The sequence below is a fragment of the Enterobacter sp. PI-10 genome, assembly GCF_027947695.1.
GTDB lineage: Bacteria > Pseudomonadota > Gammaproteobacteria > Enterobacterales > Enterobacteriaceae > Enterobacter > Enterobacter vonholyi.
This window is the reverse complement of record NZ_JAJNOG010000002.1, coordinates 325,928-352,423: the sequence shown is the minus strand read 5'-3', so window position 1 is coordinate 352,423 and position 26,496 is coordinate 325,928. Positions and strand designations below refer to the sequence as shown.

Sequence of the window (26,496 nt, the reverse complement as noted above, 5' to 3'; positions counted from 1 at the left end):
ATCATCCGCTCCCACTCTCCAGCCGGGCGGCCTGATGTCTGCGATCATTGATTCTTTTATTGCCCCACCGTGTCACGATGACATTCAGATCCTCTGGCAGGATGAACATCTGCTGCTGATCGATAAGCCTTCCGGCCTGCTCAGCCTCTCGGGCAAAAACCCGCAAAACCTTGATTCCGTTCACTATCGTCTGGTCCAGACCTTCCCCGGCTGCACGCTGGTACACCGCCTGGACTTCGGCACGTCCGGGCTGATGGTGGTTGCGCGCAATAAGGCCATCAACGCGGCACTGTGCCAGCAGTTCAGCCAGCGTAGCGTGGAGAAAGTCTACAGCGCCCTGCTTTGCGGACATGTGGAAAATGACGAAGGTGTAATCGATGCGCCGATTGCCAAAGACCCGGCGCTGTTCCCGCTGATGTCGATCTGCGCCATCACCGGGAAACCCGCCCGCTCCCGCTACCGGGTGATGGAACGGTTTTATCAGGAGACGGGACTGCCGTTAACGCGGGTTGAACTTACTCCGGAGACCGGGCGAACCCATCAGCTGCGTATTCACTGCCAGCGGCTGGGGCACCCGATTCTGGGCTGCGATCTGTATGGTGGTCTTGACGTACCGGGCGCTGAAGGAACGCCCCGGCTGATGCTGCATGCCAGCGAGCTGAATTTTATTCATCCCGTGAGCGGAGAGCCGGTTAACGCCCGTCACGCCGCCCCGTTCTGAACGCGTTTTACCACATCAAATCGTCAGGGATTTTGAAGTCCGCGTACGGATCGTCTTCGTCCTGCTCTTCCTGGCTGAGCGCGCTGTTTAACACGATGCTGTCGGCATCGCGCTGGGCAATTTTATCGGCCACCACCGCCGGGATAATTGCGTATTCGCAGTCGCCGCTGGCGTTAATCACCAGACGGGCAATCGCCAGACGACCGTTGATCAGCTGAGCCTGGGTTTGCTTGTCGACGTCGATTTTTTTGATCAGATTACCGTCGGTGAAATTAAAGGTGATGTTGCCTTTCGCCACGGTGATGCGATTCATCTCAATCAGCTGCTTCACCTGCGCCTTAAACTCTTTCGCCATCACGGCCTGCTTCTGCTGCTCGCTCAGCAGCTTGTCACGCTCGATCTGCGCCTTCTTGTTCTCTTCTACCGCTTCCCGAGCCTCACGCGCCTGAACGCGTGATTTCTTTGCCGTGCGCTGCACTTTCGCCGCTTTCTTGCTGCTGACCAGGCCCGCTTTCAGCATCTGCTCTTGTAAGGTGAGTTTTGTCATGATTGTTTCTAAACCGGTTGGAAATTTTGGGGATTATAGCGTCATTAAGGGCGTGCCGAAACATAAGTAAAACATAGGACGGTTCACCTTAACCGTCTGATAATTTGACGCCTGCAAAATAAAACACAATGGAACACTCCAATGATAACGATTCAAAAAGCCGACCTGCACTCTTCTGAATCCCTGAGTCTGATTGAAAAATTATCATCAGAACTGGCGAACATTACCGGGGATGGCGGTACGCGTCATTTTAACGTCGACTCGATGATGGCCGAACGCGCCCTGTGGTTGGTCGCCAGGAATGAAACAGGTGATGCCGTTGGATGTGCCGCACTACGACCACTTTCCGAACAGGTTGCCGAGCTGAAACGCATGTATTCCGACAGGAGCGAGCCGGGTATTGGTAAGGTTTTACTGGCTTTTCTTGAAGCGTCGGCACAGCGTTTAGGTTATAGCGAAATCTGGCTAGAAACCCGACACGTTAATGCTCGTGCGGTGAAATTCTATGAGCGAAATGGCTACCGCGTAATTGACAACTATGGTCCCTACATCGGCAGGCAAGAAGCCGTCTGCTTAGCAAAAAAACTGGCACTAAACGGGAGTCGTGGGAATTTGTGAACAACATCATGAACTTCCCTCATGTTGCAGTGAAATTAAGTCACTTCCCCTGCGCCGCGGGCTCAGGCATAAATTATGCATTGGTAACTTCTTAGCAACATGAACTTAGGATGCATAACCACAATGAGCAAAGCTTTCACATATACCCTTAAGCGCAGTTGCTTCGATGAGAATTACAACCCGTCTGAAAATACGCGTACGACCACCAACTTTGCCAACCTGGCGCGCGGGGAAAAACGTCAGGAAAACCTGCGCAATACGCTGGTGATGATCAACAACCGCTTCAACGCTCTGGCGCGCTGGGATAACCCAAACGCCGATCGCTATGCGGTTGAGCTTGAAATCATCTCTGTCGATTTGAACATTGGCGCGGAAAAGCCGTTCCCGGCTATTGAGATACTGCAAACCACTATTGTCGACAAGAAAAACAACCTGCGCATCCCTGGCATCGTCGGGAATAACTTCTCGTCTTACGTGCGGGATTATGATTTCAGCGTCCTGCTGCTGGAGCACAACAAGAACCAGCAGCACTTCAGCATCCCGGAAAAGTTTGGCGAACTGCACGGTAATATTTTCCGCCATTTTGTGAGTTCACCGGAATACGAAGAGAACTTCACAAAAGGACCGGTGATTTGCCTGAGCGTCTCCAGCAAAGATACCTATCGCCGCACCGGCAACCAGCACCCCGTGCTGGGCGTTGAGTATCAGCCGGACGGCGAATCGCTAACGGAGCAGTACTTCGCGAAGATGGGCCTGAGCGTCCGCTACTTTATGCCGGAACACAGCGTGGCGCCGTTCGCCTTCTTCTTCACCGGGGATTTGCTGAGCGACTACACCGATCTCGAACTGATCGCCACCATCAGCACGATGGAGACGTTCCAGAAGATCTATCGCCCGGAGATTTATAACGCCAACTCGGCGGCCGGGCTGTGCTACCGACCGGATCTGAACCAGCAGGATCACTCATTAACCAAAATTGTGTATGACCGGGAAGAGCGAAGCCGTCTGGCGATTGAACAGGGTCGGTTTACCGAAGAATACTTTATTAAGCCTTACAAACACATTCTTGAGCAGTGGTCTGATAACTACACGCTTTAATACATTAAAAAAGGTCTTTTATTATGAAAACATTGCTCCCGACTTCTACCGCTGGCAGCCTGCCAAAGCCGACCTGGCTTGCGCAACCTGAAACGCTGTGGTCACCCTGGAAATTACAGGATCAGGAACTGCTGGCGGGCAAGCAGGATGCGCTGCGCCTGTCTCTGGATGAGCAGATCCGTGCGGGAATCGATATCGTCAGCGACGGGGAACAGACCCGCCAGCACTTCGTCACCACCTTTATTGAACACCTGAGCGGCGTTGATTTTGAGAACCGCCAGACGGTGCGCATTCGTAACCGTTATGACGCCAGCGTGCCGACCGTAGTTTCTGCGGTTGCGCGCCAGAAACCGGTCTTCGTCGACGATGCCATGTACCTGCGCCAGCTTACGGACAAGCCGATCAAATGGGCCCTGCCGGGGCCGATGACCATGATCGACACCCTCTACGACGCGCACTATAAAAGCCGCGAAAAGCTGGCCTGGGAATTCGCCAAAATCCTCAACCAGGAAGCGCGTGAGTTAGAGGCCGCGGGCGTGGATATTATCCAGTTCGACGAACCGGCGTTTAACGTCTTTTTTGACGAGGTCAACGACTGGGGCATCGCCGCGCTGGAACGCGCCATTGAAGGGCTGAAGTGCGAGACCGCGGTACACATTTGCTACGGCTACGGCATCAAGGCCAATACCGACTGGAAAAAGACGCTCGGATCCGAGTGGCGCCAGTACGAAGAGGCCTTCCCTAAGCTGCAGACCTCTAACATCGACATCATCTCCCTGGAGTGCCACAACTCCCGCGTGCCGATGGATCTGCTTGAGCTGATCCGAGGTAAAAAAGTGATGGTTGGCGCGATTGACGTAGCAACCAACACGGTTGAAACGCCGGAGGAAGTGGCCGATACGCTGCGTAAAGCGCTGCAGTTTGTCGATGCGGACAAGCTTTATCCGTCAACCAACTGCGGCATGGCTCCCCTCTCCCGTCAGGTTGCTAACGGCAAGCTGAGAGCACTCAGCGCTGGCGCAGAGATTATCCGCAAAGAGCTTGGCGCGTAATCCCTTACGTTTGCCAGTAAAGCGGCGTACCAAAACGCTCAACGTAATAATCAATTACCGCCCTGACGTTCAGGGGCGGATGTCGGGCATCAGGGTAGATCGCCGCGATCGCCTGCTGTTCCGTATTGATGGCGCACTCCAGCGCGGGCAGGAGCGGAATCAGCTCACCGCGCTGGAGCGGCTCGCTCACCAGCCAGTCCGGAAACAATACAATCCCCATCCCGCCCCGCGCCGCAGCCAGCAGCGCCTCCGCATTATTCGAGGTCATCAATGGCGTCACGGGATAGTGTCTCCACGCCTCGCCCGCCCTGCGCAACAGCCAGCGGTTAGGCCCTGACGATCCGCGATAGACCAGACAATGATGGCGGTTAAGATCGTCCGGCCCTTCAGGCGCACCGTACTTACGCACGTAGCCAGGCGACGAGGCCAGATGATACACCTGCTGCCCGAACACCCGCGCGTGAAAAGATGAGTCCGTTAGCACGCCAATCCGGAAGATCACGTCGGCGGCATCGCGGTGCGGGTCGATAAAATCATCGGTCAGCGTCAGCTCTACGTTCAGGCGCGGATAGCGTTCCGACAGGCCGGGAAGGCCGGGCGCAATGTGCTTCTGGCCGAAAAACACCGGTCCGTTAATGCGGATCGCACCGGACGGTTCCACCGCACGCGCGTCCAGCTCCCGTCGCGCCTCTTCGAGGTTTTCCGCCATTGACCGGGCGTAGCGGATAAACAGATGACCGCTTTCCGTGGGAATGACGGCCCGCGTATTGCGGTAGAAAAGCTGCTGCCCGAGCGCATCCTCAAGCTGGTGGATCACGCGCGATATCTGCGAGGCCGATATCCCCTGCCGCCGCGCCACGACTGAGAAATTCTGCGCTTCATACACGTCGATGAAGATCAGCAGCGTGCGAATGTTGATATTGCTGGCGTCAACCATTAATGCATTTCTCGCAAAGGTGTTTCCACCATTATGGCATTTTTCTCACCAGGCTCGCGACGTAATCTTCTTCGCCTGAAAACGGAGGAAGAAGAATGCAGTTTGTTTTGATTTTACTGGTGATTGCTGGCGGGATGGGCCTCTCCGTCGAGGCGGGGCTGCTGGGACCGCTGGGGGGAAAAGTCGGAGATTTATGGGCGACGTTCAGCATTTTTGGCGTCGGTGCCGCGCTGACGTTTCTGCTGATGCTGTTTTTCAGCCCGCGCAACAGCCCGTCGTTTTTCGCACAGCCCGGCTGGCAGCTGCTCGGCGGCGTGCTCGGTCCGGTATACGTGGTCATCCTGACCGTGGCGACACCCACCATCGGCATCGGCATGACCATGATTGGCATTCTGGCCGGCCAGGTCTTTAAAAGCCTGATCATTGACCACTATGGTCTGCTGGGTTCGCCGCACAGGAAGATAAATGCGAAGCGGATTATCGCTCTGGGGTTCATTATTGCGGCACTGGTTCTGGTCGCACAGGGGTAACGTATGACACTGATTATGATTCTTCTGGCCGTATGCGGCGGCGCGACGCTGAGCATTCAGGCCGCCATTAACGGCCAGCTTGGCAGCAGCGTGGGCGTATTCAAAAGCGCGTTTCTGACCTTTTCCGTCGGCGCGCTGGTGACCGCCCTGCTGATTTTCTTCTTTGAGCCTAAGCAGGCCATCAGCCTGCTGGACGTGCCGAAATGGCAGCTTCTCGGGGCAATGTTTGGCGTGCCTTATATTGTGATTATGGTCGTGGCGGTGCAGCGCATCGGCACCGCCGTCGCCACGGTGGCGGTCATATTCGGCCAGCTCGCCATGAGCATGTTGATTGATAACTTTGGCTGGCTGGGTAATGCCGCTATTCCCTTTTCGCCGAGCCGTCTGGGGGCGGTAGTCTGCCTGGGTATTGCTCTCTGGTTCATCTACTCGAGCAGTAAAATTCACAGCACCCGCGACTAGACTCATGTCTTACGGGTAAAGAACAGCGTTACCGTGGCGACGGTGACGCCCAGTTTCTTCATCTCGGTTTTATTAAACAGATGGTTCTCATCCTGCAGGTACATCCAGTCGTCAAAGTTCAGTAGCCACGTGCTCCCGTTGGCCTTCACGTTCATGCTGTAATGCCAGTTGAACGCGTTGCCGGCGGCCTGCCCCGTCGCCACCCCTTCGATATCCCCCGCCGTTCCCTCGTAGCGATCGTTCCCCAGGCGCCGGATATGCCAGACTCGCTGCTGCTTCTCACCGTCGTCATAAACGAAGTGCTCGTTGAGCGTCAGCGTATCGCCAATCACATCCCCGGCAATCTCAACGTGAAAGCGGCGGATCTGCTTGCCGCTGCGATCCTGCACCATCCCCCACGCTTCAGTTTTACCCTGGAAGTAGTGGAAGATATCCAGCCGCGGCTGCTGCTGGCGGTACTCGGTCACCTCCGTGCTACAGCCCGCCAGAAGCATCGTCAATGCCAGCGCCATCATCAGGAAACGTTTCATTTTTGGCCTCCGATTAACTGCTGACGCAGTTCAGGGTATTGCGTGCGGGGATCGAGCCAGATGGCCAGAAAGCGGGTGCTGAACGCTTCTGACTGGCGTGGTCCCAGGGGAATAAAGGTTTTCTGAAGGGTCGGATCGCGATACCAGAACTGCCCCTGCTTATCGTTGAGAACAAACGCCAGCTGTGAGCCCTGTCGGACATCAGGCCACAGCGACTGGAGCATCCGCAGCCAGGCTTCGCTTTGCGCTTCCTGCGCCAGGATACCCTGCGCCTGCCACTGGTCGCGGGTCGCCTCGACCAGTTCATCGCGATCGATGTCGCGCGCATAGGTAATAATCAGCGCCTGATCCTGGTCCTCCCGACCGTAACGCCCGTCCGGAGTACGCAGCTGGGAGGTATAGACCGTGAACGGCCCCCAAGTAAGCGTGGCGTCGCCCACCTTCCGCCACGCCAACCAGTCGGCGGCCTGGCCAACGGGAACAACCAGCGTCAGACAAAGCAGCAAAAATGCAGCTCTCATTTTTGTCTCCCCATCAGCAGGTGGAAAAACAGCATCAATACCAGCCACCCCGGCGCCATCCAGCTGACGACGATAAAGGTTGGCTCCAGAAACGTGATGGCACCCAGCCGCTCGCCAATCAGGTACGCTACCGGGCCTCCCACGGCGGCAAGCAGGGTCAGCAGCCAGCCTGGCAACGTGGTGGTGCGCGTAAGCTGCGTCCAGACGGTGGCAAACATCAGCCACAATGCCACCATCCATAGCGGCATCAGGGACTCGCCCGTAAAGGCAATCAGTCCCGTCAGCGCCCAGAGCGTATCCAGCAAACTTCCCGCCGCGGCCAGCCCAATGGCGTAAAAACGGTATACAGACGGCAAAAGCAGGCACGCCAGAACCGCCAGCGCGAGCCAGATAATCAGGCCCTGTTCGCGAAAGAGCACCACCAGCGCCCAGTAAAGATCGAACGCGACGGCCAGCAGAAAGACCTGAAGATATCGTTTCATACGCGCTCGGCGGTCAGCTGCACCACGCTGATGGTGCGGGCGTTAAACCCGGCTTCGCAGTAGCCAAAGTAGTACAGCCACATGCGGCGGAACCGCTCATCAAAGCCAAGCTTTTCAATCTCCTGCCAGGCGTGGACAAAGCGCTGCCGCCAGTGGGCCAGCGTGCGGGCGTAGTCCGGTCCCATGTCGAAAAGATTGCGCACCACGAAATCGGTATGGCGCGTCATCAGCTCGTTCATCGCGGTGATGCTCGGCAGGAAGCCGCCGGGGAAGATGTAGCGCTGGATAAAATCGACGCTTTTGCTGTAGTCGCGATAGCGCTGGTCCTGAATGGTGATGGCCTGAATCGCCATTCGTCCACCCGGGCGCAGCCGCGCCTGGCAGGTACGGAAGAACGTGGGCAGATAGCGCTGCCCGACGGCTTCAATCATCTCTATCGAGACCAGCTTGTCGTACTGCCCAGTGAGGTCGCGATAGTCGCAGAGCAGCACCTCGACCCGATCCTGCAGTCCGGCGCGCGCAATTCGATCGGTCGCCCAGACGTATTGCTCCTGCGACAGCGTGGTGGTAGTCACCCGACAGCCATAATGACGGGCCGCGTATTCCGCCATCGCGCCCCAGCCGGTACCGATTTCCAGCAGGTGGTCACTCGGTTCTAGCATTAACTGGTCACACAGGCGCGCCATTTTGGCCTGCTGGGCCGCCGTCAGGTCCTGCTCGTCCTCCGTAAACAAGGCGCTGGAATAGAGCAGCTCTTTATCCAGAAAATGGGCATAGAAGGTATTGCCCAGATCGTAATGAGCGGCAATATTTTCACGCGCCTGCGCGCGGGAGTTACGCCGCGTCCAGTGGCGCAGACGCTCCAGCGGCCTGCCGAACAGGCGGAACCCGTTTTCCAGACGGCCAAGCACCTCGCCGTTGAGCGCCAGCAGTTCCAGAAGCGGCGTAAGGTGCGTGGTTTCCCATTCGCCGTCCATCCAGGCTTCTGCGGCAGCAAGGCTACCGCCCGTTAAAACTCGCCAGTAAACGCCGGGCGTGAGGATTTGTACGTCGGCGTGCAGCGCGGAGGATGTCTCGCCAAAATGGAAGGTCTGCGCCCCTTCACGCAGGGTGAGCGAGCCGCCGCGGATACCGCTTAACAGACGAAAAAGCAGCCAGCGCGCGATGCGCACGTTGCGCGGGATATCGGGTTCTAACGCAAAGACGGGATCGGTCATGAGCGTTCACTCCTGCTGACGGGGTGGTTATACAGCGGCACGCGCTTGAGCCAGAGCCGCAGCGCCTGCCAGTAAATGGCAAAAACAGTTTTCAGGGTCATGAGCGGGATACGCACCAAAAGCCCACGCAGCGCGGGGCGCGTCAAAGGCTCCCGGCGCAGCGCCAGCGTGGCGTCAAAGACCTTCGCTTCCTGATGATTTTCAATGTGCATATGCAGCGTGTTATCCGGGTCGTTAAAGCGCCAGTGGTAGATCATGTCCATTGGATTGAAGGGGGAAACGTGAAACGCTTTTTCCGTGGGCTGTGCATTCTGTCCGTTGACGGCATAGTAATGACGTTCATTCCACGGCGTGTTTCGGACCTCCGCCAGCACCCAGCGCAGCGTCTCCTTCTCGTCATAGCAGTAGTAAAAGTTGACCGGATTGAAATGAAAGCCGAAATAGCGCAGCTGCGTCAGGAGCATGACCCGCCCGTCCGGACGTTCTCCGGTCAGGCTCTCCAGCCTGCTGAGCACGTTCTCCTTAAGCGGCGTGCCGAGCGGATAGTCCGCGTCGTGGAACGAGGCGGCGGCAAAGCGATTGTGCCGTACGCCGACGGACGGCAGCAGCGGCAGTTCATCGAGATCCAGCCAGGCCATAAAGACGCTGTAGCTGAATTCGTGGTTTTTCGGCTGGAGGCGGCGGTGGCGTAATACGCCGTGGTAGAGGCAGCTGTTCATCTTAGTTCCCCTCTCCGGCCGCTATCGCATTGACCACGTCCAGCGCGCTGCGCACGCCATCCTCATGAAAACCGTTGTACCAGTAGGCCCCGCAGTACCAGCTCCGGTTATGACCGTTGATCTCGCCGCGCCGCGCCTGCGCCCGCCAGCTTTGCGGGTTAAACAGCGGATGTTCATAAACGAAGCGTTGCAGAACGAAGCGTTCATCTACCGGTGCGTCAGGGTTCAGGGTGACGCAGAACAGCGGACTGCCCGCAGGCAGCCCCTGCAGAATGTTCATGTTGTAGGTAACACAGGCGCTGGCCTGCTCCTGCGCGCTCAGGCGGTAGTTCCAGCTCGCCCACGCCCGCGGCCGCACCGGCAGCCAGCGCGGGTCGCTGTGCAACACCACCTCGTTGCGCTGCCAGCCAATATCGCCCAGCACCTCGCGCTCTGCGGAGGTGGGATCGTCAAGCATCGCCAGAGCACTGGCGGAGTGGCAGGCAAAAATCACCCGATCGAAAGTATGGCTGCCGTTTTCAAGCTGAAGCGTAACCCCGTCCTCGTGGCGGCTCACCCGCTGCACCGGTGAATTGAGATGCAGCGTCAGCCGATCGCCTAATTTGTCCAGCATCGCACGGATATACTCTCGCGAGCCGCCCGGCACAACGTACCACTGCGGGCGATGGGTGATATCCAGCAGCCCGTGATTCTGGAAGAAACGTAAGAAAAGCGGCAGCGGGAAGCGCTTCATCTCCTGCAGCGAGGATGACCAGATGGCGGCTCCCATCGGCAAAATATAGTGGCGCGCAAAAAACGGCGTAAAGCCGTGCTGGTCCAGAAACGTCTGCAGCGTGGCGTTCGGGTCCACCACCCCATCCAGCGCCTGTTTTGCCAGACGATTGAAGCGGACGATCTCGCCAAGCAGACGCCAGAACGCCGGATTCACCAGGTTGCGACGCTGGGCAAACAGCGACGTCAGGGTGTGACCGTTGTACTCCAGCCCCGTTTCGGGGTTGTGTACCGAAAAGCTCATCTGCGTTTTATGCCCGCTGATGCCCAGCTCGCTGAGCAGGCCCATAAAGCGCGGATAGGTGCGGTCGTTGTAGACGATAAAACCGGTATCGATCGCGTATGTGCCCTGGGGCGTCGTCACGTCAACCGTTGCGGTATGGCCGCCCGGTGTGGATCCCGCTTCAAACAGGGTCACCTGATGATGCCCGGCCAGGCGCCAGGCGCAGGTCAGTCCGGCAATGCCGCTGCCGATAATTGCAATGTTCATGAACGCACCATCCTGCGCAGCAGCGTGCGCTGTAGAAACGCAGGCAGCCCGGAGAGCAGCCGCAAAATGAAGCCAAACCCGGACGGAAACGCGATGTGCATTTTCCCAGCCGCCAGCCCGATACGGATCGCCTTCACCGCCTCGTCGACGGTCACCCTGCCCGGCATGGCGAAATCGTTTTTTTGCGTCAGGGGCGTATCGACAAAGCCCGGGGAAACAACCGTCACGGCAATGCCTTTTGGCTCCCAGTCCAGGCGCAGGCTTTCGGCAAACCAGCTCAGCGCGGCTTTAGACGCGCCATAGGCCTCAGCACGCGGGAAGGGAAGCCAGTGGGCCATCGAACTCACCAGCACCACGCGGTTACCGGCAACCAGCTGCGGCTGTAGCGCCTCAAGGCAGTTCACCGGCCCGAGGAAATTGGTGTTCATGACCCGCTCTACCAGCGCTGCGTCCACCACGCCCTGGTCGAGATATTCGCAGGTACCGGCGCAGAGAATAATCAGATCGGCGTAACTGCCGGTCAGCGCCTGGCGACAGGCGTCCCGGTCCGTCATATCGAACAGACGAACGGTAAGATTGGGGCAGGTCTGATGCAGCGCTTCCAGACGCGCCGGATCGCGCCCGCAGGCAATCACATGGTAGCCGTCAGCGGCAAAGGATTTTGCCAGCCCGGCGCCAATGCCCGAGCTTGCGCCGGTAATCAGCACCGTCTTCATGATTTAACCCTCCGCTTCACGCCGCGTACCGCCCAGCCCAGCAGCGGGAGATGTTCGTAGATCATCTCTCCCGCATCGTAGTAGTCGCGCTGGCGCGTGATGAGATCGTTTTCCGTCTCCACCACCGAGCACCCCGGCAGATCGAGCGGCTCACCTCCGGCAATGCGCGGATGCGACCAGTGCATCACCCAGGTGACAACAAACCGGTTCCCACTGCACAGCGGCGTATCGATAGAAAAACGGCAGTTCTCGACGTTGGCCAGCAGATGGGTGAAATAGCGCTGGAGCGCAAAAATACCGTCATGCTCGCCGAACGGATCGACAAGCGTGGCGTTTGAATGGTAAAGCCCGACCAGCGCGGACGGCGGCTGGCTATCCAGTGCGGCGTAGTACTCAACAAACCGACTCACGACAGAGGGCAAAGTGCTCATGGGTCACATCCTGGCTGTAAACAACGTGGCGTAATCGCATACTTAAAACTTACACAATTAACGTTATTTGTCCAAGTTTGTGCAAATTTATTTTTTATTACTTATAAATATCAACAACTTGATAACTCAATCATTTGACGTTTTTGTAGGCCGGGTAAGGCGTAGCCGCCACCCGGCTTTCACTTTCAGGTTATCCTTAAGGCAAATTCAGCGGTCATCTTCCAGGCTTATCCTTTTTATTCATAAGGATGCCTGACATGAAACGTTTCTTTCTCTCTCTTTTCTCCAGCCCGGAATCCTTACTGCAGGTGATGAGCCAGCAGGAAATTATTGAAGCCGTCGAAGATGGCGACCGCATCATAATCGACCAGGACGGGAACGCCTCCGTGAACTACAAAAGCAACGAGGTGCGGCAGGATTTTCTGCGTCACGTCAACATGCTGAAGAGGGCCTGATATGGGAACGGCGATATTTATGGTGCTGATGGTCTGCGGGTACTGGTACACCAGCCGCGACCTGTCGACCCGCTTTAAAATCAAGCGTTCCTTCGGCTGGGACGTCTATTTTCTAGTTGCACTTTACGGCTGTATTTTCGTTTTGCAGGGGGTGATTGCTACGGGGCTGCTCTGGCTGCTGCTGCTCGCCCTTTCCGCCGCCAATAACGCTTTTCACTTTGCCTCACCGAAATACACCGACTGGCAAATCGACTTTATGAACTGGAGTTTTTTGGGCATCCAGGCGCCGGTTGTCGTGATGCTGGCGTTCGCCATCCTGTTTTGCCTCTACCGCTCTAACTGGGCAGGCAGCGCCAGGCTGGACGGCGAAAGCCGGAAAAAGCTCTACAAACGTCTGGCGCAGTCGAGCGGTATCGAACAGCTGCTATACCAGTGTATGGAACAAGGCGAGCTGGCGCAGGTCACGCTCCGCTCGAGACGGATTTACGTCGGCATGATCCACACCGCGACGCTGGAATATGAAAAAACGGCCAATATCGTGCTGATCCCGATGTTGAGCGGGTACCGGGATGCGAAGACGATGAACCTGCGCATCGAGAATAATTACAGCAGGTGGTATGCGGAGCATGACATTACGCTCGACTCTGAACCCCGCAGCGCCATGTCATTCCGCAAGGTGATTTTACTCAATCAGATTGAGAGCATCTCGCTGTTCGATCCCGCAAGCGCCAGCGCGCTGTCGCTGGCACAGCGGGACGAGAGCCCTGGCCCTAAAGAGACATCCCCATAATTTTGAGTACGCTCTGCTGGGAAGCGTACAGGACAAAAGGCGAATGACACATTATTTGCGGTGGTATTCACGGTTGCGCAGTCTGATAAAGATCCCAGCGGTTGCCGTAAATATCTTCAAACACCACCACCGTACCGTACTCTTCCTGACGAGGTTCTTCGCAGAAATGAACGCCTTTTGCCTTCATGGCATGGTAATCGCGCCAAAAATCATCCGTCTGAAGGAACAGGAAAACTCTGCCGCCGCATTGATTACCGATAAAACCTTCCTGCCTCTCGTTAGAGGCACGAGCCAGCAGGATATTGCAGTCGCTTTCCGGGTTGGGTGAGACGACTACCCAGCGTTTTCCCGGTTGGGGCGTATCCTCTACGAGGGTAAACCCCAGCTTGTCGGTGTAGTACTCAATGGCGCGATCGTAGTCATCAACCACAATAGCTACGCAGCCAAGGCATCGTTTCTGTGTTCTCATTTTTTCGTTTCCTTTGCACAAATGGGTTACGGATAACGCTATTCCATTGAAGCGTGCTGACCGCCAGGCTTACAGGCTTGCGTAAGCCTCACGTTTTTCTGCCCATTTCAGCATGGCATCAAGCGCCGGGCATAATGCCTGCCCCCAATCGGTGAGGCGATACTCTACTTTCGGTGGCACTTGAGGGTAAACCATCCGCGAAACGATACCGTCGGACTCGAGTTGTCGAAGTTGCTGCGCCAGCATCTTTTGGGAAATACCGGGGATCAGTTTTTCGAAATCAGAATAGCGCTGCACTTTTCCGTCGAAAAGATGAAAAAGAATAATTAATTTCCAGCGCCCTTCCAGCAACCGTAATACTTGCTCCACGCCGCTTGCGGCAGATTCCGGACTATATAACTTACTCATAATTTAGTAACTCACTTTTTCGTGCGTACTTGTTAATTACTCAGTCTATGTTGAATATACCTGTACTGTAAATAATGGGAGCGAAAGTCCATGTCATTAGATATTGATTTTAAAGGCAAGCGCGTGCTTGTTACCGCTGGCACGAAAGGGCTCGGCAAAGCAGTCGTCGGACTTTTAAAACAACTCGGTGCAACGGTATTTACCACGGCGCGCCACGATCCAGACGTAAATATCGCGGATACTTTCGTAGCCGCTGATCTTACTACGGTCGCTGGATGTGCCTCAGTCGCATCCGCAGTGCAGGAACAGATGGGAGGTGTCGACGTAATTATCCATGTTGCAGGCGGTTCAACCTCACCCGGTGGCGGTTTTGCTGCACTTGGCGAAGACGAGTGGCAGCAGGAGCTCAATCTTAATTTGTTACCTGCAGTACGCTTAGATCGCGCCCTGCTTCCCGGAATGCTTGAGCAGGGAAATGGGGTGATTATTCACGTGACGTCTATCCAGCGCGAACTGCCTTTACCGGATTCAACAACGGGTTATGCGGCGGCTAAGGCAGCCCTCTCAACCTACAGTAAAAGTCTTTCAAAGGAAGTCTCGCCGAAAGGTGTTCGGGTGGTGCGCGTTGCCCCCGGCTGGATCGAAACTGAAGCGGCAGTGGCACTGGCGGAGAGACTGGCAAAGCAGGCAGGAACAGACTATGAAGGTGGCAAACAGATCATTATGAAGGCGTTAGGTGGAATACCGCTCGGACGCCCTGCCCGACCGATTGAGGTTGCCAACCTCATCGTCTTCCTCGCTTCATCGCATGCTGCGAGTATCACAGGTACTGAATTTGTGATTGATGGCGGCACCATTCCAACAGTGTAACGCGGATGCTTAATCGACCTGGTGCAAGAGTTGATTAAGCACCGGAATCTCACTGGCCGGTCAGTTCCGCTAAGACCCTTTTTAACGCATTTATTATCGTTTCTGTATCCATGCCCATTTGCGCATGAATAATTGCGCCGTCAATGAGCAACATGATTTCATTGACGACGCGCTCATCAGCAATCTTCGTCAGCAACGCAATAATCTTCTTTGTTTCGATTTTATGATCGCGGCAAATCTCTTTTATTTCGCTTTCAATCTCTTCGGATTTGGCTTCCGCGCTGGCGTTAATAAACGCGCAGCCGTGGAATTCGGGCGAAATAAACCATTCATAAAGGGTAGCCGATAGAGCGTCCGCAGGCGTCTGGCCTTCAACGAGATGTCGACGAAGCGTGGCCTCAAACCAGTTAATCCATATTTCATGTCGATAGTGTAAATAGGCGAGAATAAGCAAGCTCTTACTCGGAAAATGGCGATAAAACGTCACCTTAGTCACTTTCGATGCTTTAATCAGCGTGTCCACCCCCGTCGCCCTGAAGCCAGTGGAATAAAAAAGATCGTGCGCCGTGAGTAATATTTTATCTCTGACGCTGATTTTTGTCTCGTTACCTGCGGGTTCGGTTTTCATTTTTTCGACAGCCTCAAAAAGAGTGTTGACAGCGTTATTTTTCAGGCATAGATTACCGCAAGTAGACAGACCTGTCTACATAAATCACACTGAGGTAATCGCCATGAACACTCGTCCTCCTTTACCGCCGTTCACTCGTGAAAGCGCCATCGAAAAAGTCAGGCTGGCAGAAGATGGCTGGAACAGCCGCGATCCGGCGAAAGTCGCGCTTGCCTATACGCTGGACACCCAATGGCGTAACCGCGCAGAGTTCGCCACCAACCGTGAAGAAGCCCAGGCGTTTCTGGAGCGGAAATGGAAAAGAGAGCTGGAGTATCGTCTGATTAAAGAGCTCTGGGCATTTACGGATAACCGGATCGCGGTGCGCTATGCCTATGAATGGCATGATGATTCCGGCAACTGGTTCCGCTCTTACGGCAATGAAAACTGGGAGTTTGAGCCGGACGGCCTGATGAAGCGCCGCTTTGCCTGCGTAAACGATATGCCGATAAAAGAATCCGAGCGCCTGTTCCACTGGCCGCTGGGCAGACGCCCGGACGATCACCCTTCGCTGAGCGATCTTGGCTTATAGGATTTTCGCATCACTCCGGGCCGCCCCGGAGTGGTGACTTTACAGCGCGCCGAGCTGTTTCATCAGCGTCAGGTTGTCCTCAATGTGCCAGTTTGCCGCAATCTTACCGTCAGCGACTTCATAAATATCGGTGGCGATAAAATCTATTTTCTGCCCCTGTCCTTTCAGCTTGCCAAATGTCCCGGTGAAGGTGCCGTGAAAATGTAGATGCGAAACCACGCGATCGCCTGAAATAATCATTTGCTCAACGTCACAACGCAAATCAGGCACGGCTGTCCGAAACGCCCTGGAAGCTAGAATAGCGCCCTCGGGACCTTGCTTACGTCCTTCCGGGGGCGTTTTATCAATAAAGTTTACTGCCAGGGCATCACGCGCCAGAGTTTCATTACCGGTGTTCCAGAACGTGGCATATTTTCTGGCAGCGGCTTCATTCGCCTTTAATTGTGCCTGTGACAGACTGTTGTCCACAATAAGCTGTTTCGGCTGTAGCCATTCCCCCTGCGAGGAAATAGCATTGCCCGACAGACCGGCAAAAATAAGCGCCGCGATAGAGGGACGAAAACACGTCGTATATTTCATGTTGTTTCTCAATAGAGTATTACGTCACCCGCAGACGAAGACCTGCGGACCAATTTAATGAGGGTCAGTTAATTAACGCCCCGCCCTCAATATCAATAATCGATCCCGTGACAAAGGGATTATCAATGGCGAAAAGATACCCCTGCGCGATGTCCTCCGCCCTTCCCCAGGCCTTGGCTGGCAGGGTTTCCGCCGCGCCGACGAGCATTTTTTCCCGCGCGGCGGCGTCCATCCCCGCATACGCTTCCGTGTCGGTCAGCCCCGGACTGACGACGTTGACGCGCAGCGGTGAAAGCTCTTTCGCCAGCACTTTTGTCGCAGCTTCAATGGCGGCATTCATCGTTGTTTTTACGATGGCGCCCGCCACGGTGCGGCGCGCCACGAAACCGCTGGTGAACGTCAACGTACCGCGGGGGGCAATATTCCCGCTGAGATAGCGGGCGACATTGAGGCTTCCCCAGAATTTTGTATCAAAGGCCTGCCTTGCCGCACGGAGATCCAGTCCGGAAAGCAACCCGCCCGGCGCCTGTGAACCCGCCGTGACGACAACATTATTGACCTCGCCCAGCGTTTCCCCGAGCGCAACAAGCTCTTCCTCACGGCTGATGTCCAGCACGAGGGTGTGAACGGACGCGGCGTGGGCGCTCAGCCGCTGTCGCGCGGCGTCCAGTTTTGCGCTGTCGCGTCCCGCAAGAATAATCTCCTCACCGCGCCCGGCAAGCAGGCTGCCCACGGCGAAACCGATGCCGGAAGCGCCGCCGATAATTAAGGTTTTACGGGTCATAATGTTTCCTCCTGTAGAGCGTACGTTGGGTAATCGGTATATCCCGTGCCGGTACCGCCAAACAGCGTGGCGGGGTCGCGCACCTGGGCAAGAGGCAGCTGGTTTGCCAGCCGGTGGGGCAAATCGGGGTTGGCAATAAACGGTCGGCCGAAGGCAATCAAATCGGCATAGCCGGCAGCAAGGATCTTTTCTGCTTTATCAAGGTCATAGTTACCCGCGACGATAAGAGTTCCCCTGAAGGTCTCGCGAAGGGACTGACGGAAATGATCGGGTACCTGAGGGGCATCATCCCAGTCGGCTTCCGCCAGATGGATGAATGCAATACCTTTTTGTTCACACCAGGCCGCAAGCGCAAGTATGGCTTCAGAGACCTGCGGGTCGTTCATCCCGCGCTGGGTAATAAATGGGGAAAGGCGGATGCCCGTGCGCTCGTGACCAATGGCCTCGGCAATGGCGCTTAACACCTCCTGGGCAAAACGGATGCGGTTCACCAGCGTACCGCCGTACTCATCCGTGCGTTTGTTGGAGGTTTGGCGCAGGAACTGGTCTATCAGATACCCGTTTCCGCCGTGGACCTCGACACCATCAAACCCGGCCTGAACGGCATTCAAAGCGGCCTGGCGATAGTCCGCGACGATGTTCTGAATGTCCTTGCGCGAGAGCGTTCTCGGCTGCGGGCAGTCAACCATCTGGCCTTCCCCACGCTCATTCACCACCCACACCTGCGCATCCGGGGCCAGCGCTGACGGGGCGACGGGCTGACCATCCTGGTGAAAACTGGCGTGCGACATTCGCCCGACGTGCCAGAGTTGCGAAAAAATCACTCCGCCCGCCTGATGCACGGCGCCCGTCGTGAGTTGCCATCCCGAAACCTGTTCAGGCGAATGGATGCCGGGTGTCCATGAGTATCCCTGGCCCTGAGGCGAAATCTGCGTGGCTTCCGTGATGATTAATCCCGCGCTGGCACGCTGCCGGTAATACTCTGCCATCAGCGCGGAGGGGATATTTCCCGGCTGAAGGGAGCGTGCGCGGGTCATCGGCGCCATGACGATACGATTTTTCAGGTCCAGCGAACCCAGCCTGTAGCGTTCAAAAAGTGAGGTACGTTGCATGATTTTATCCCTTATGGTTTGGATAAAATCACTTTACAGTCCGCATCTGATTTTGATAATTACGCTAAAAGCAGATGCACTTTTCGGAAAATATGAATAATGGGTAAACTCGAAGACATGGCTTTACTGGTGGAAGTTGCCGAGGCCGGAAGTCTTTCCGCCGCCGGACGACGCCTGTCGCTTTCCCCCGCGACCATGACGGCCAGGCTGAAGGCGATTGAGGAGCGTTACCAGACGCGCCTGTTTCACCGCTCAACGCGATCCCTCACCCTGACCCGCGCCGGGGAAGAGTTTTACCATGCCGCGCTGCGCGTGCTGGAAGAGATGCATCATGCCGAGTCGTTACTGACGCAAAAAGAGGGCGTGCTCAGCGGCAATATTCGCCTTTCCGCGCCCTCGGATTTTGGCAGACAGTATCTTAGCCCCGCCGTCATTGATTTTTCCCGGCGCCATCCTGACGTTAAATTTTTCATTTCGTTAAGAGAACACGTTGAGGATCTGGTCGCTAACCGGCTGGATATGAGCGTGCGTTTTGGCAACCTGCCGGACAGCAGTCTTGTTGTCAGAAACATCCGCCCGAACCGTCGGGTGCTGGTTGCCTCCGGGGCGTATCTTAACGACCACGGCGTCCCCGCCACGTTTGCCGATTTAGCCCGGCACCGGTGCCTGGCGCTGGAATCGCAGGGCGTGGTGATGAATGAATGGCGCTTTGAAACTAATGGTGAGGAAAGCATTGTTCGCGTTGAGCCCGCCATGGTGTGCGACGACGGAGCATTGCTTCGTCAGTGGGCGCTCAGCGGAGCGGGCATCGCGGGGAAATCGTGGTGGGACGTCAAAGACGACGTTGAAACCGGAAGGCTCACGGTGCTGTTTGCCGACAGTTTCACCGGGTTTAGCCGATACGATCGCAAAGATGTCGGGCTGCAGTTTGTCTACCCGCAGCGCAAACTGCAGCCGCTTCAGGTCACGGCGTTTAGCCAGTTTTTTCTCGACTGGCTTAAAAAACATTAACGTAAAAAACAGTGATACACTTACTCCACCTGGCCGATTGTCCCGTCTTTACGGCGTAAGGCAGCACAACTGTAACCAAAATACAAAATGGTCACTCGTTGCCAACCATGGCCCGTCACGCTAAGCTTACATAATGACTAAAACTATGAACGCCCCATCAATACGTGGTCCACTTGACCATTCTGTCAGAGAGCAAATCGTCGAAGCGGCCTTTGAGCACTTCGGTCACTACGGCTATGAAAAAACCACCGTCGCCGAACTGGCTAAATCCATTGGTTTTTCAAAATCCTACATTTATAAGTTCTTCGATTCCAAGCAGGCTATTGGCGAAGTGATCTGCGCTAACCGCCTGGAGCTGATCATGGCGGCAGTGCTTTCCGCCATTGAGGATGCGCCGTCAGCAAGCGAAAAACTCCGCCGTCTTTTCAAGGCGCTCACCGAGGCGGGAAGCGAGCTGTTTTTCCACGATCGTAAGCTTTACGACATCGCCGCCGTCGCCGCGCGCGAGCAGTGGCCGTCGACAGAGCGGTATGCAGAAAGCCTGATGAAGCTGATTGAGAGCATCATTATCGAAGGCAGGCAGGCCGGAGAGTTTGAAAGAAAAACGCCGCTGGATGAGGTCACTCAGGCTATCCACATGGTGATGTGTCCTTTTATTAATCCCGTTCAGCTGCAGTACAATCTCGAAATGGCTCCCACCGCGGCGGTGCTTCTCTCTTCACTCATTTTAAGAAGCCTTGCCCCCTAACTTGTGACCATTGACATTTTTGGTCACTAGTCAGAGAATGCGGAAACCGTCCTGTTACGTCGAAAAGGTTTCCCATGCTCAGGCTCACTTCAGCCCGCGTTGCCGTTTGTCTCATGCCGTTTGCCCTGGTGGCATGCGGCGATATTTCCGCAAGTGACGATCCGCGTACAAAGCCACCGCTTGTCCGATCCGCATCCGTCGAGCTTGCGAACAATAGCGCCCGCGCCTTCACGGGCGTGGTGGTCGCAAGAACGCAAAGCGATTTAGGTTTCAGAGTTCAGGGCAAAATCCTTGAGCGACTGGTTGATACGGGCCAGACCGTCAAACAGGGTCAGCCCTTGCTGCGCCTGGATCCGGTTGACCTGAAATTACAGGCACAGGCGCAGCAGCGTGCGGTGGATGCGGCTCAGGCGCGCGCGCGAAAAGCCTCCAGCGATGAGGCGCGCTATCGCGGACTTGTGGCGTCCGGCGCCGTTTCTGCCTCGGAGTACGATCAGATTAAAGCGGCGGCCGATACGGCCAGGGCGGATCTCAGCGCCGCCCGCGCGCAGGCCAACGTGGCGCAAAACGCCACGGGATATGCCGTACTGCTGGCGGATTCAGACGGCGTGGTGATGGAGACGCTCGCCGAGCCGGGTCAGGTCGTCAGTGCCGGACAGGTGACGATCAGGCTCGCCAGAGCGGGACAGCGTGAAGCGCTCGTGCAGCTTCCGGAAACATTGCGCCCTGCCGTCGGCAGCGAAGCGCAGGCCACGCTTTATGGCAATGAAAAACACCCAGTCACCGCAACGCTTCGCCTGCTGTCTGACTCGGCCGATGCCGCGACCCGCACGTATGAAGCCCGCTACGTGCTGGATGGCCTGCTGGCGAACGCGCCGCTGGGGGCGACCGTCACGCTGAACATTCAGGACAATAAAGCGGAAGGTCAGATCATGCAGGTCCCGCTGGCCTCACTCTATGATGCAGGAAAAGGTCCCGGCGTCTGGCGCATTTCCGCCCAGCCCGCAAAGGTCGCATGGACGCCCGTCAAGGTGCTGAGCGTGAGTGAAGATGCGGCGCAGGTCACGGGCGGCGTGAAGCCCGGTGAGAAGATTGTTGCGCTAGGCGCACATCTTCTGCACGAAGGTGAGGTCGTCAGGCTCGCGAAACAACGCAATAACGCCCTGGCGGAGAACACGCCATGAGCGGAAGCCGCTTCAACCTGTCCGCGCTGGCCGTCCGCGAACGTTCCATCACGCTGTTTCTGATCTTTCTGGTCACGATTGCCGGAATTTACGCCTTCTTTGGGCTCGGGCGCGCGGAAGATCCGCCCTTCACGGTGAAGCAAATGACGGTGATAACCGTCTGGCCGGGTGCGACCGCGCAGGAGATCCAGGATCAGGTCGCGGAGCCGCTGGAAAAGCGCCTGCAGGAACTCAAATGGTATGACCGTACCGAAACTTATACCCGTCCCGGCATGGCATTCATCACGCTGTCGTTGCAGGACAAGACCCCGCCAGCCGAAGTGCAGGAGGAGTTCTATCAGGCGCGTAAAAAGCTTGGAGATGAATCGCAGCGTCTCCCGGCGGGCGTCATCGGCCCGATGATCAATGACGAATTCTCGGATGTCACCTTTGCTCTCTTTGCCCTGAAAGCAAAAGGCGAACCGCAGCGGCAGCTGGTACGCGATGCCGAAGGCCTGCGCCAGCAGCTTCTGCACGTTCCCGGCGTGAAGAAAGTGAACATTATCGGCGAACAGGCCGAGCGGATTTATGTCGCCTTCTCCCACGACCGTCTGGCGACGATAGGGCTCTCACCCCAGGATATTTTCAAGGCCCTCAACAGCCAGAACGCGTTGACCGCGGCGGGTTCGATTGAGACCCGAGGAGCGCAGATTTTTATCCGCCTTGACGGCGCGTTCGATGAACTGCAGAAAATCCGCGATACGCCTTTTGTCGCTCAGGGCAAAACCCTCAAGCTGTCCGATGTGGCAACGGTTGAGCGAGGCTACGAAGATCCCCCGACGATGCTGATACGCAATCAGCATGAACCCGCCCTTCTGCTGGGTATCGTAATGCGCGAAGGCTGGAACGGTCTGGCGCTGGGTAAAGCGCTGGATGCGGAAACGGCAAAAATTAATGATAGCCTGCCGCTTGGCATGTCCCTGACCAAAGTCACCGATCAGTCCGTCAATATTCGCTCGTCGGTCGATGAGTTCATGATCAAATTCTTTGTCGCACTGCTTGTGGTCATGGTGGTTTGTTTTGTCAGCATGGGCTGGCGCGTGGGGGTAGTCGTTGCGGCGGCGGTCCCGCTGACGCTGGCGGTCGTCTTCGTGGTGATGGAGGCCGCGGGAATAAACTTTGACCGCGTCACGCTGGGCTCCCTGATACTCGCCCTCGGCCTGCTGGTTGATGATGCCATTATCGCCATCGAAATGATGGTGGTGAAGATGGAGGAAGGTTACGACAGAATCAAAGCCTCAGCCTACGCCTGGAGCCATACCGCCGCGCCCATGCTGGCCGGAACCCTGGTGACGGCGATTGGCTTTATGCCGAATGGGTTTGCCCAGTCGACCGCCGGGGAATACACCAGCAATATGTTCTGGATTGTCGGCCTCGCCCTGATTGCATCGTGGTTTGTCGCGGTGGTGTTCACGCCCTATCTTGGGGTGAAGATCCTGCCGGCGATCCCCAAAGTAGAAGGGGGTCATGCCGCCATCTATAACACGCCCCGCTATAACCGTTTTCGCCAGCTGCTTGGCCGCGTTATCGCCAGAAAGTGGCGCGTGGCCGGCTCCGTGGTTGCCATTTTCATTCTGGCCGTGCTCGGCATGGGGCTGGTAAAAAAACAGTTTTTCCCGACCTCCGATCGCCCGGAAGTGCTGGTTGAAGTACAGATGCCCTACGGCACCTCGATTGCGCAAACCAGCGCCGCCACCGCAAAAATAGAAGCGTGGCTGGGCCAGCAGCCGGAAGCCAAAATCGTCACGGCCTATATTGGTCAGGGTTCGCCCCGTTTTTATCTGGCAATGGCACCTGAACTGCCCGATCCCTCTTTTGCAAAAATCGTGATCCTGACGAACAGCGAGACGTCACGCGAGGCGCTTAAGTTCAGGCTCAGGGAGGCCGTCGCCAGCGGTATTGCGCCCGAAGCCCGCGTGCGGGTGACGCAGCTGGTGTTTGGCCCCTACTCGCCCTTCCCGGTTGCCTGGCGCGTGTCGGGCCCGGATGTCAAACAGGTGCAGGACATCGCCGAACGGGTGAAAGCCGTACTCCAGGCAAGCCCGATGATGCGAACCGTCAACACCGACTGGGGGTCACGCGTTCCCGTCCTGCATTTCACTCTCGATCAAAACCGCCTGCAGGCGACCGGCTTAACCTCCAGCGCCGTTGCCGATCAGCTTCAGTTTCTGCTTTCAGGCGTGCCTGTCACCTCCGTGCGGGAAGATATTCGATCGGTAGACGTCGTTGCCCGCGCGGCGGGCGATATCCGTCTTGACCCGGCAAAAATCGAAGGCTTTACCCTGGTCGGCAATGCGGGACAGCGCGTGCCGCTGTCTCAAATTGGCAAGATAGAGGTCGGCATGGAAGACCCGGTCCTTCGCCGTCGCGATCGCACCCCGACAATTACCGTGCGGGGCGATATTGCCGACAATCTTCAGCCACCGGACGTGTCGGTCGCCATCATGAAGCAGCTCCAGCCGATCGTTGATGCGCTGCCGGCCGGATACCGTATTGACATGGCGGGTTCGATTGAGGAATCGGGCAAAGCGACGCAGGCGATGTTACCGCTGTTCCCGATCATGATAGCTCTGACGCTGCTGATCATCATTTTGCAGGTGCGCTCACTCTCCGCGATGGTGATGGTGTTCTTAACCGCGCCGCTGGGGCTGATTGGCGTCGTGCCGACCCTGCTGATATTTAATCAGCCGTTTGGCATTAACGCGCTGGTCGGTCTGATCGCCCTTTCCGGCATTCTGATGCGCAATACGCTGATCCTGATCGGTCAAATCGATCATAACCAGAAGGACGGCCTCGATCCGTTCCAGGCGGTGGTTGAAGCGACTGTCCAGCGCGCACGCCCGGTCTTACTGACCGCCATGGCGGCCGTGCTGGCGTTCATTCCCCTGACGCATTCGGTATTCTGGGGCACGCTGGCCTGGACGTTGATCGGCGGAACGCTGGGCGGGACGATTATTACGCTCGTCTTCCTGCCCGCGATGTATGCGATCTGGTTTCGGATCCGCCCCGCGGAACAACGCGTGCAGCACGTTACTGAAAACGTGTAAACTACCATGAGTAGATAACACTTCTGAGGAAAGCATGGTTGTTAAGCGCTTAAGAAAAGAGGATCGCCGCGTGCAGCTGCTGGAGGTTGCGCGAGGGATCGTGCGTCAGCAAGGCACGGAGGCGCTGACGCTTGGCTACCTGGCCGAGCGGGCAAACGTGACCAAACCTATCCCCTACGACCACTTTGGCGATCGTGAAGGGTTGCTGATGGCGCTGTACAAGGATTATAGCGATCGGCAGCTGGCGAAATTCCGCGAGACGCTGGCGGTCGACAGCAAAACGCTGGAGAAGACGATCCGCTTTTTCAGCGCGGCCTATATCGACTGTGCGATTGCCGCCGGGCCTGAAACCGGGCCAATCGCCGCGGCGCTGTCCGGTTCTCGCGCGCTGCAGACGTTTCGGGAAGCATGCGTGGCCGAATGTGCCGACTGCCTGCGCACCGCGCTTTCCCCTTTTATCGTCTTAAAAGGCGTTCAGGGGGAAGCGGTACTGACGGCTATTATTGGCGCGGCGGAGGCGCTCAGCACCGCGGCGGGCAACGGCGTGCTCGCCCGGAACGTGGCGGAAGATACGCTCAGCGGCGCCATGACCGGGGTGCTGGAGACCTACGCGGATAGCACAAAATGATCGCCTGGGGCGGATTGACACCTAAGTTACCAATAGTAATATAGGCGTTACTTCTCCCCCTTCTGGAGGTCGCTATGTCTGCAACACATGCCATTAAAAACGCGCTGATCGTGACGGCACACCCGATCGACAATTCGTTATCCCATACGCTGGCAGCCCGTATTGCCGGGAAATTACGCGAGGAAGGTACGCAGGTTGAGTTCGCCGATCTGCATGCTGAAGGGTTTAATCCGGCGATGACCCGCGCCGATCTCGATTTGTATCACGGCAATCCGAGCGCCCTTCCCGACGATATTCTGCGCGAGCAGCAGCGCGTCGAGCGCGCGGATATGCTGGTATTCGTCTTCCCGGTGTACTGGTGGTCGGTTCCCGCGCTGTTGAAAGGCTGGTTCGATCGCGTGTTAACCCTGAACTGGGCGTATAAGGTGGCCGAAGACGGCCGGATTGTGGGCAACTTACGGGATGTTCCCGTCCGCCTGATTGCCACTGGCGGTAGCGATCTGACCGGATTTGATAAACACGGCTATTCGACGGCGATTCAGACGCAGATTATCGAAGGCGTGTTTGGCTTCTGCGGGTTGAAGAACGTCAAGCTCGATATCCTTTACCAGGCAGACACGGCGACGCCCGAGCAGGTTGACGAATTCCTGAGCGAGATCGGCAACCTAAAATAATATCGGCTATCCAGCCAGCAACGGCGTGCCTCCTTCGCCATAAGGAGGCACGAGTTCTCGATGTTACTAACCGTCAGGGATCCTGCTGGCAAACCGGAACTCTCTTTCTTGTGATTATTCAAAAAATAACGAGAAAAGGCCAATCGTCATCACTACACTCATAATCACCTGAATCAAAATAATAAAAAAAGCGATCCCACCCAATACCGTGATTTTTCGACGCAGAATGAAAGTTATGCCGGAAAGTACAGCACTGAACAGAATGGCTTTTAGTATATAGGAAAGCGGCACCATGGCCGGGTGACCGGTCTGCACTCCAGCAAGCCCAATGAGACCCAGTAGAAAATTACCGCAAATTCCCCATCCCCAGAAAGTCATCGGTAAGCTCATCTGTCCCGCGACTAATCTTTTCAACATATGCACATCCTTTTTGTGATTTTTTATCGAAACACAACGGTTTTTATCCAGTCTCTCGCACAGTTGGATTGTGCAATAAGTCGAGCCGACAAATACGCAACTACCAAATATGCTGATATGATTTTGTTCATCTTTACATGCATATTGATGGTATTGAAAAGAACTATCGGCAGCAAATTTTTAAAGTTTAACGGCTCGTCCGGATATGATTTAAAAGATATATCAGCGAAGGTCATAACA

33 protein-coding genes are annotated in these 26,496 nt (G+C 56.3%); 16 read left to right on the top strand and 17 right to left on the bottom strand.

The window, feature by feature from the left end; genetic code table 11:
* The first annotated feature begins 34 nt into the window (after positions 1 to 34).
* Positions 35 to 721 (top strand): RluA family pseudouridine synthase, encoded by a 687-nt coding sequence (locus tag LRM19_RS06240; protein ID WP_271367828.1) that lies wholly within the window; start codon positions 35 to 37, stop codon positions 719 to 721.
* A 7-nt stretch (positions 722 to 728) separates the two neighbouring features.
* Here the strand turns inward: LRM19_RS06240 and LRM19_RS06235 are convergent, their stop codons facing one another.
* Positions 729 to 1,268, bottom strand: coding sequence for a DUF2058 domain-containing protein (locus tag LRM19_RS06235; RefSeq protein WP_115875000.1), 540 nt, complete (start codon positions 1,266 to 1,268; stop codon positions 729 to 731).
* Positions 1,269 to 1,409: 141 nt separating this feature from the next.
* Between LRM19_RS06235 and LRM19_RS06230 the strand changes: the two genes are divergently transcribed.
* The 3 genes from LRM19_RS06230 (at position 1,410) to LRM19_RS06220 (ending at position 4,036) form a co-directional block, all read left to right on the top strand.
* Positions 1,410 to 1,886: a GNAT family N-acetyltransferase gene (locus LRM19_RS06230; RefSeq protein ID WP_127730749.1), complete on the top strand. Its 477-nt coding sequence runs from the start codon at positions 1,410 to 1,412 to the stop codon at positions 1,884 to 1,886.
* A gap of 123 nt (positions 1,887 to 2,009) precedes the next feature.
* Positions 2,010 to 2,984, top strand: a complete 975-nt coding sequence (locus LRM19_RS06225) for a DUF1852 domain-containing protein (protein ID WP_271367827.1) — start codon at positions 2,010 to 2,012, stop codon at positions 2,982 to 2,984.
* A 23-nt stretch (positions 2,985 to 3,007) separates the two neighbouring features.
* Entirely contained in the window at positions 3,008 to 4,036 is a 1,029-nt protein-coding gene (locus LRM19_RS06220) for a methionine synthase (RefSeq protein WP_271367826.1), read from the top strand.
* A 4-nt stretch (positions 4,037 to 4,040) separates the two neighbouring features.
* Here the strand turns inward: LRM19_RS06220 and LRM19_RS06215 are convergent, their stop codons facing one another.
* Positions 4,041 to 4,973: a LysR family transcriptional regulator gene (locus LRM19_RS06215; protein ID WP_271367825.1), complete on the bottom strand. Its 933-nt coding sequence runs from the start codon at positions 4,971 to 4,973 to the stop codon at positions 4,041 to 4,043.
* 95 nt (positions 4,974 to 5,068) lie between these two features.
* Between LRM19_RS06215 and LRM19_RS06210 the strand changes: the two genes are divergently transcribed.
* Together LRM19_RS06210 and LRM19_RS06205 are read left to right on the top strand one after the other, a co-directional pair.
* The gene (locus LRM19_RS06210) at positions 5,069 to 5,503 is read left to right on the top strand and encodes a DMT family transporter (RefSeq protein ID WP_271367824.1); all 435 of its coding nucleotides are present in this window, start codon (positions 5,069 to 5,071) and stop codon (positions 5,501 to 5,503) included.
* Positions 5,504 to 5,506: 3 nt separating this feature from the next.
* Complete coding sequence (locus tag LRM19_RS06205) at positions 5,507 to 5,965, top strand: DMT family transporter (protein ID WP_271367823.1); 459 nt, start codon at positions 5,507 to 5,509, stop codon at positions 5,963 to 5,965.
* A 2-nt stretch (positions 5,966 to 5,967) separates the two neighbouring features.
* On the opposite strand, the gene LRM19_RS06200 is transcribed toward LRM19_RS06205, so the two are convergent.
* From LRM19_RS06200 to LRM19_RS06165, 8 genes are read right to left on the bottom strand one after another with little or no spacing between them, the layout of a single operon-like run.
* Complete coding sequence (locus LRM19_RS06200; RefSeq protein WP_111964680.1) at positions 5,968 to 6,495, bottom strand: DUF3833 domain-containing protein; 528 nt, start codon at positions 6,493 to 6,495, stop codon at positions 5,968 to 5,970.
* The gene (locus LRM19_RS06195) at positions 6,492 to 7,016 is read right to left on the bottom strand and encodes a hypothetical protein (RefSeq protein ID WP_115874994.1); all 525 of its coding nucleotides are present in this window, start codon (positions 7,014 to 7,016) and stop codon (positions 6,492 to 6,494) included. Before LRM19_RS06195 ends, LRM19_RS06200 begins: the two co-directional genes overlap by 4 nt.
* Positions 7,013 to 7,498, bottom strand: coding sequence for a DUF2878 domain-containing protein (locus LRM19_RS06190; RefSeq protein ID WP_115874993.1), 486 nt, complete (start codon positions 7,496 to 7,498; stop codon positions 7,013 to 7,015). Before LRM19_RS06190 ends, LRM19_RS06195 begins: the two co-directional genes overlap by 4 nt.
* Entirely contained in the window at positions 7,495 to 8,715 is a 1,221-nt protein-coding gene (locus tag LRM19_RS06185; RefSeq protein ID WP_115874992.1) for an SAM-dependent methyltransferase, read from the bottom strand. Before LRM19_RS06185 ends, LRM19_RS06190 begins: the two co-directional genes overlap by 4 nt.
* Positions 8,712 to 9,434, bottom strand: coding sequence for a DUF1365 domain-containing protein (locus LRM19_RS06180; protein WP_115874991.1), 723 nt, complete (start codon positions 9,432 to 9,434; stop codon positions 8,712 to 8,714). The genes LRM19_RS06185 and LRM19_RS06180 overlap by 4 nt, the downstream gene beginning before the upstream one ends.
* A gap of 1 nt (position 9,435) precedes the next feature.
* The gene (locus LRM19_RS06175) at positions 9,436 to 10,695 is read right to left on the bottom strand and encodes an NAD(P)/FAD-dependent oxidoreductase (RefSeq protein WP_115874990.1); all 1,260 of its coding nucleotides are present in this window, start codon (positions 10,693 to 10,695) and stop codon (positions 9,436 to 9,438) included.
* Positions 10,692 to 11,411, bottom strand: coding sequence for an SDR family NAD(P)-dependent oxidoreductase (locus LRM19_RS06170; RefSeq protein ID WP_127730732.1), 720 nt, complete (start codon positions 11,409 to 11,411; stop codon positions 10,692 to 10,694). The genes LRM19_RS06175 and LRM19_RS06170 overlap by 4 nt, the downstream gene beginning before the upstream one ends.
* Positions 11,408 to 11,842 (bottom strand): nuclear transport factor 2 family protein, encoded by a 435-nt coding sequence (locus LRM19_RS06165; RefSeq protein WP_127730730.1) that lies wholly within the window; start codon positions 11,840 to 11,842, stop codon positions 11,408 to 11,410. Before LRM19_RS06165 ends, LRM19_RS06170 begins: the two co-directional genes overlap by 4 nt.
* A 257-nt stretch (positions 11,843 to 12,099) precedes the next feature.
* Here LRM19_RS06165 and LRM19_RS06160 point away from each other — a divergent pair, with 257 nt between their 5' ends.
* Both LRM19_RS06160 and LRM19_RS06155 read left to right on the top strand, forming a co-directional pair.
* The gene (locus LRM19_RS06160; protein WP_023311615.1) at positions 12,100 to 12,297 is read left to right on the top strand and encodes a hypothetical protein; all 198 of its coding nucleotides are present in this window, start codon (positions 12,100 to 12,102) and stop codon (positions 12,295 to 12,297) included.
* A 1-nt stretch (position 12,298) separates the two neighbouring features.
* Entirely contained in the window at positions 12,299 to 13,087 is a 789-nt protein-coding gene (locus LRM19_RS06155) for a hypothetical protein (RefSeq protein ID WP_115874987.1), read from the top strand.
* A 67-nt stretch (positions 13,088 to 13,154) separates the two neighbouring features.
* Here the strand turns inward: LRM19_RS06155 and LRM19_RS06150 are convergent, their stop codons facing one another.
* Both LRM19_RS06150 and LRM19_RS06145 read right to left on the bottom strand, forming a co-directional pair.
* A complete protein-coding gene (locus LRM19_RS06150; RefSeq protein WP_271367822.1) occupies positions 13,155 to 13,556 on the bottom strand; it encodes a VOC family protein in 402 nt (133 codons plus the stop codon).
* A gap of 69 nt (positions 13,557 to 13,625) precedes the next feature.
* Entirely contained in the window at positions 13,626 to 13,964 is a 339-nt protein-coding gene (locus LRM19_RS06145) for a winged helix-turn-helix transcriptional regulator (protein ID WP_115874985.1), read from the bottom strand.
* A 90-nt stretch (positions 13,965 to 14,054) separates the two neighbouring features.
* On the opposite strand from LRM19_RS06145, the gene LRM19_RS06140 reads away from it, so the two are divergent.
* Positions 14,055 to 14,834: an SDR family oxidoreductase gene (locus LRM19_RS06140; RefSeq protein WP_049121983.1), complete on the top strand. Its 780-nt coding sequence runs from the start codon at positions 14,055 to 14,057 to the stop codon at positions 14,832 to 14,834.
* Between the two features lie 49 nt (positions 14,835 to 14,883).
* Here the strand turns inward: LRM19_RS06140 and LRM19_RS06135 are convergent, their stop codons facing one another.
* Complete coding sequence (locus LRM19_RS06135) at positions 14,884 to 15,462, bottom strand: TetR/AcrR family transcriptional regulator (RefSeq protein ID WP_136194816.1); 579 nt, start codon at positions 15,460 to 15,462, stop codon at positions 14,884 to 14,886.
* Between the two features lie 103 nt (positions 15,463 to 15,565).
* Between LRM19_RS06135 and LRM19_RS06130 the strand changes: the two genes are divergently transcribed.
* The gene (locus tag LRM19_RS06130) at positions 15,566 to 16,033 is read left to right on the top strand and encodes a nuclear transport factor 2 family protein (RefSeq protein WP_143345068.1); all 468 of its coding nucleotides are present in this window, start codon (positions 15,566 to 15,568) and stop codon (positions 16,031 to 16,033) included.
* A 39-nt stretch (positions 16,034 to 16,072) separates the two neighbouring features.
* Here LRM19_RS06130 and LRM19_RS06125 read toward each other — a convergent pair whose 3' ends face one another.
* The 3 genes from LRM19_RS06125 to LRM19_RS06115 form a co-directional block, all read right to left on the bottom strand.
* Positions 16,073 to 16,612: an ester cyclase gene (locus tag LRM19_RS06125; protein WP_271368224.1), complete on the bottom strand. Its 540-nt coding sequence runs from the start codon at positions 16,610 to 16,612 to the stop codon at positions 16,073 to 16,075.
* A gap of 64 nt (positions 16,613 to 16,676) precedes the next feature.
* Entirely contained in the window at positions 16,677 to 17,396 is a 720-nt protein-coding gene (locus LRM19_RS06120) for an SDR family oxidoreductase (protein ID WP_271367821.1), read from the bottom strand.
* The gene (locus tag LRM19_RS06115; RefSeq protein WP_271367820.1) at positions 17,393 to 18,508 is read right to left on the bottom strand and encodes an alkene reductase; all 1,116 of its coding nucleotides are present in this window, start codon (positions 18,506 to 18,508) and stop codon (positions 17,393 to 17,395) included. Before LRM19_RS06115 ends, LRM19_RS06120 begins: the two co-directional genes overlap by 4 nt.
* Positions 18,509 to 18,607: 99 nt before the next feature.
* Here LRM19_RS06115 and LRM19_RS06110 point away from each other — a divergent pair, with 99 nt between their 5' ends.
* From LRM19_RS06110 to LRM19_RS06085, 6 genes are all read left to right on the top strand, one after another.
* Positions 18,608 to 19,519: a LysR family transcriptional regulator gene (locus LRM19_RS06110; protein WP_271367819.1), complete on the top strand. Its 912-nt coding sequence runs from the start codon at positions 18,608 to 18,610 to the stop codon at positions 19,517 to 19,519.
* 133 nt (positions 19,520 to 19,652) lie between these two features.
* Positions 19,653 to 20,267 carry a TetR/AcrR family transcriptional regulator gene (locus LRM19_RS06105; protein WP_115874978.1) on the top strand — a complete coding sequence of 205 codons (615 nt, stop codon included), beginning with the start codon at positions 19,653 to 19,655 and terminating at the stop codon, positions 20,265 to 20,267.
* A gap of 74 nt (positions 20,268 to 20,341) precedes the next feature.
* Positions 20,342 to 21,451: an efflux RND transporter periplasmic adaptor subunit gene (locus LRM19_RS06100; RefSeq protein ID WP_115874977.1), complete on the top strand. Its 1,110-nt coding sequence runs from the start codon at positions 20,342 to 20,344 to the stop codon at positions 21,449 to 21,451.
* Entirely contained in the window at positions 21,448 to 24,537 is a 3,090-nt protein-coding gene (locus tag LRM19_RS06095) for an efflux RND transporter permease subunit (RefSeq protein ID WP_271367818.1), read from the top strand. Before LRM19_RS06100 ends, LRM19_RS06095 begins: the two co-directional genes overlap by 4 nt.
* 34 nt (positions 24,538 to 24,571) lie before the next feature.
* Entirely contained in the window at positions 24,572 to 25,165 is a 594-nt protein-coding gene (locus tag LRM19_RS06090; RefSeq protein WP_271367817.1) for a TetR/AcrR family transcriptional regulator, read from the top strand.
* A 74-nt stretch (positions 25,166 to 25,239) separates the two neighbouring features.
* Positions 25,240 to 25,839, top strand: a complete 600-nt coding sequence (locus LRM19_RS06085; RefSeq protein ID WP_111964700.1) for an NAD(P)H-dependent oxidoreductase — start codon at positions 25,240 to 25,242, stop codon at positions 25,837 to 25,839.
* Between the two features lie 114 nt (positions 25,840 to 25,953).
* Here the strand turns inward: LRM19_RS06085 and LRM19_RS06080 are convergent, their stop codons facing one another.
* On the bottom strand, positions 25,954 to 26,256 hold the full coding sequence (locus tag LRM19_RS06080; RefSeq protein WP_032651739.1) for a hypothetical protein: 303 nt from the start codon (positions 26,254 to 26,256) through the stop codon (positions 25,954 to 25,956).
* Positions 26,257 to 26,496 lie beyond the last annotated feature (240 nt).